At 43.4% G+C, this 3,985-nt stretch carries 2 protein-coding genes; one reads left to right on the top strand and one right to left on the bottom strand.

Annotated elements, in window-relative coordinates:
• Positions 1 to 14: 14 nt before the first annotated feature.
• A complete protein-coding gene (gene katG, locus AABI99_RS17595) occupies positions 15 to 2,195 on the bottom strand; it encodes a catalase/peroxidase HPI (RefSeq protein WP_338367420.1) in 2,181 nt (726 codons plus the stop codon).
• 657 nt (positions 2,196 to 2,852) lie between these two features.
• Between katG and AABI99_RS17590 the strand changes: the two genes are divergently transcribed.
• Positions 2,853 to 3,731 (top strand): tetratricopeptide repeat protein, encoded by an 879-nt coding sequence (locus AABI99_RS17590; RefSeq protein WP_338367419.1) that lies wholly within the window; start codon positions 2,853 to 2,855, stop codon positions 3,729 to 3,731.
• Positions 3,732 to 3,985: the final 254 nt, after the last annotated feature.

Below are 3,985 nucleotides of genomic sequence, written 5' to 3'. Positions count from 1 at the left end.
CCTATTAAAATGATTTATTTAAGATCAAATCTGTCGGCGTTCATTACTTTTACCCATGCATTTACAAAATCATGTACAAAACGTTCGTTGTTGTCGTCTTGTGCATAAAATTCGCAAAGCGCACGTAATATTGAGTTAGAGCCAAACACTAAATCTATGCGTGTTGCAGTCCATTTTATAGTGCCTGTTTTACGTTCAACAATGTTGTAAACACCTGGCTCAGACGGTTTCCAGTTATTGGCCATGTCGGTTAAGTTTACAAAAAAGTCGGTTGAGAGCGTGCCTACGTTATCGGTAAACACACCATGCTTGCTACCTGCGTAGTTGGTGCCTAGTACGCGCATTCCGCCAAACAGTACGGTCATTTCTGGTGCAGTTAGGCCCATTAACTGGCTACGCTCTAACAGTAGCTCTTCTGGCGATACGTTAAAGTCGCCTTTAAGGTAGTTTCTGAAACCATCGTGCACTGGCTCTAACGGCTCAAACGACTCGGCATCGGTCATTTCATCGGTTGCATCACCACGACCTGGCGCAAACGGTACTGTTACATCTACACCGGCTTGTTTTGCTGCTTGCTCTACAGCAGCTGTACCACCTAATACAATTAAATCAGCAATACTAATTGGCTTGGCTAAACCTGCTTTGAATTTTTCAAGGGCGCTGAGTACATTTGCTAGGCGCTCTGGCTCGTTACCTTGCCAATCTTTTTGAGGAGCTAAGCGAATACGTGCACCATTTGCCCCACCACGGCGGTCTGAGCCACGGTACGTACGGGCGCTATCCCATGCAGTAGCGATCAAGTCGCTTGCGCTTACGCCACAATTAAGTATGTTTGCTTTTAGCTCGCTAATTTCGTCATCAGACAAGGTGTAATCAACACTTGGGATTGGGTCTTGCCAAATTAAGTCTTCACTTGGTACATCTTTACCTAAGTAACACGCTTTAGGGCCTAAGTCGCGGTGGGTAAGTTTAAACCATGCGCGGGCAAACACATCCGAAAAATACTCAAAGTCGTCGTTGAAACGTTCAATAATTTTACGGTAAATTGGGTCTACCTTCATGGCCATATCGGCGTCGGTCATCATTGGGTTTAAACGAATTGAAGGGTCTTCTACATCGACCGGCTTGTCTTCTTCTTTAATATTTACAGGCTCCCACTGGTGTGCGCCTGCTGGGCTTTTAGTTAATTTCCACTCGTAATTTAATAGTAAGTGGCAGTAGCCGTTATCCCATTTAGTTGGGTGGGTTGTCCACGCGCCCTCTAGCCCCGATGTTACGGTATTGCGGCCAAAGCCGCCTTCTTTAGTGCTGTTCCAACCTAGGCCTTGCTCGTGTACGTCGGCTGCTTCGGGTTCTGGGCCTAGGTGCTCGGCTTTACCATTACCATGGGTTTTACCTACGGTGTGGCCACCTACGGTAAGCGCTGCGGTTTCTTCATCGTTCATTGCCATACGGGCAAAGGTTTCACGAACGTGCTGCGCCGTTTTAAGAGGATCGGGTATCCCATTTACGCCTTCTGGGTTTACGTAAATTAGGCCCATTTGTACTGCGGCTAATGGGTTTTCCATTGTGTCGGGTTTTTCTACGTTGTCGTAACGTTCATCACTTGGTGCTAGCCATTCTTTTTCTGCGCCCCAGTATATGTCTTTTTCTGGGTGCCATATGTCTTCGCGGCCACCGGCAAAGCCATAAATTTTTAAGCCCATTGATTCGTATGCCATATTACCGGCCAAAATAAATAGGTCGGCCCATGATAGTTTATTACCGTATTTTTTCTTGATTGGCCAAAGTAGGCGGCGTGCTTTATCAAGGCTTGCATTGTCTGGCCACGAGTTCAGCGGCGAAAAGCGCTGATTACCGGTACTTGCGCCACCACGGCCGTCTGATAAACGATACGTACCTGCTGAGTGCCATGCCATGCGGATCATTAAGCCACCGTAATGACCCCAATCGGCGGGCCACCAATCTTGGCTATCGGTCATAAAAGTTTTTAAGTCTGCCTTAACTGCATCTAGGTCAAGCGATTTGAATGCTTCGGCGTAGTTAAAGTCTGTGCCGTAGGGGTTTGATTTGGTGTCGTGCTGATGAAGAATGTCTAAATTTAGAGTATTTGGCCACCAATCTGTGTTTACTTTAGAAATAACTGAGTTACTACCATGCATTACCGGACATTGGCCGGGCTTAGTGCTGCTCATTTTTAGCTCCTTACTTTAAATGAAGAGTTTAACTATTTTACTCAAGCCCCAGCGCCTACATTTGAAGTAACACGCTAAGGTGTATTAATTTTGCGCATAATTTTTGTTTACTGCCCAAACAATATAGATCCCAAATATTACATTCGCCAGTGTATTAACTTGAATTAAATCGATTGAAACCATTGGTTTATCGGATAATGTTTAAGCGCTGAAATTTAAGTGATCGGATTAAATAGTTAACCCGTAATGTTATGTGAAGGGTTTGAAAGTGGCTTTTAATTAAGCGCACATTGGAATACCCCCCTTCACCATGAAATTAAAGTTGTTTACAAAGGTGCATTATTAAGCCCAATGCACCTTTACTTTATAACTAATTGAAAAGTATTTTAAATAATTAAGTAGATGTTCAGGTTAACTTGATTATTATGCTCACCACTCCTGTTATTTCCCTGCGACAATTTATTGTTGTTTTAAGCAGTTTTGCCAGCCCACATTGGGCTGGCTTTTTTTTGCCTAAAATTTAGTATGCCTCAAGGCTGCGTGAGCAATTTTGCAAATTTGCTATGTTGTTTTAAGTTCAAAGCCACCCCCCCTAGTGCTAATAAGCCTTGCATGTTAAAGTGCGGTTAGTTACTAATAATTAACTTAGGCGTGCCCATGCGTTTTTACATATCTATTCTATTTATTTGTTTTTTTTCGCTTTTAAATACTGCTAATGCACAAGAGTCAGCTGCACCAACAGAACAGCAACAGCAACAAGCGCTAAAACAATTAACAGAGCCCATGTATAAACCACTTTTAGAGCGCTACATTCTTGATGAGTTAAAAGCCGTTCGCCAAGACCAACAACAATTACGCGAAGATGTAACTAAACAAGTTACCCACGCCCAATTAGACACCGCCGACAGAGCGCTTATTTACACCACCGACACAATAAATAATGTATTTTTTATTATTACTGCTACGGCCTCTATTTTGGTTTTAGTAGGTTGGAACTCGCTGCGCGATGTTAAAAACAAAGTAGAAGACATAGTAAATACGCGTGTAAGTGTGATCACTGACGAGTACGAAGATCGCCTAAAAATTCTTGAAGAAAAACTACGTGTACGCTCAGAGGAAATACTCAGTAACCAGGAGCGTATATCAGTCACTAACGAGGTGCATTCTTTATGGATGCGCGCAAACCTAGAAAGCGACTTTGCAAACAAAATAGAAATATTTGACGAAATTTTAAAACGTAAGCCGGAAGATGTAGAAGCCATTGCCTATAAAGCGGATGCATTATTAGAGTTAAACGAAACCGCCAAAGCCATTGAGTTATGTAACCAAGCCATTGATATAGATAGCGACTACGGCTATGCCTACTGGCAGCGTGCATGTGCGTATGCACTTACACACAAACATGCCGATGCATTGGCCGATATTAAAATGGCCCTTGATTACTCGCCAAACTTACGTAATGAGTTATTGCACGAAAGCGCATTTGCCAGCCTGCACGATAACGACAGCTTTAATGCGATAGTGGCAGGTAGCTAGAGTTTTGTAGCCAAGAGGCTAGCGTGTTGATATAAAAGCTGTTGTGGTTTTTTATCATTGCGTTAGCTACACGCCAAAGCCATGAGAAGCTGCGCTTCTAACGTGAGCAAGCTCAACGTCTACAAGTCAAATTAACGCCGGAGCTAAACCCCTGTAGACGCACAGCTTGCTGGCGTAACGAGCGATAGCTCGTAAATATTAAACCAATACAATCACAAAGAGGTGAAGAGGCGCTTCGCTTTAGAGAAGTAACT

Origin of the sequence: uncultured Pseudoalteromonas sp. (assembly GCF_963922945.1) — a bacterium.
Classification (GTDB): domain Bacteria; phylum Pseudomonadota; class Gammaproteobacteria; order Enterobacterales; family Alteromonadaceae; genus Pseudoalteromonas.
The sequence above is the reverse complement of the archived record's forward strand: the minus strand, read 5'-3'. Positions and strand labels throughout refer to the sequence as shown.

Coding starts and splice junctions, on each gene's coding strand:
- katG (WP_338367420.1), bottom strand. CDS start 2,195: ATGAGCAGCACTAAGCCCGGCCAATGTCCGGTAATGCATGGTAGTAAC.
- AABI99_RS17590 (WP_338367419.1), top strand. CDS start 2,853: ATGCGTTTTTACATATCTATTCTATTTATTTGTTTTTTTTCGCTTTTA.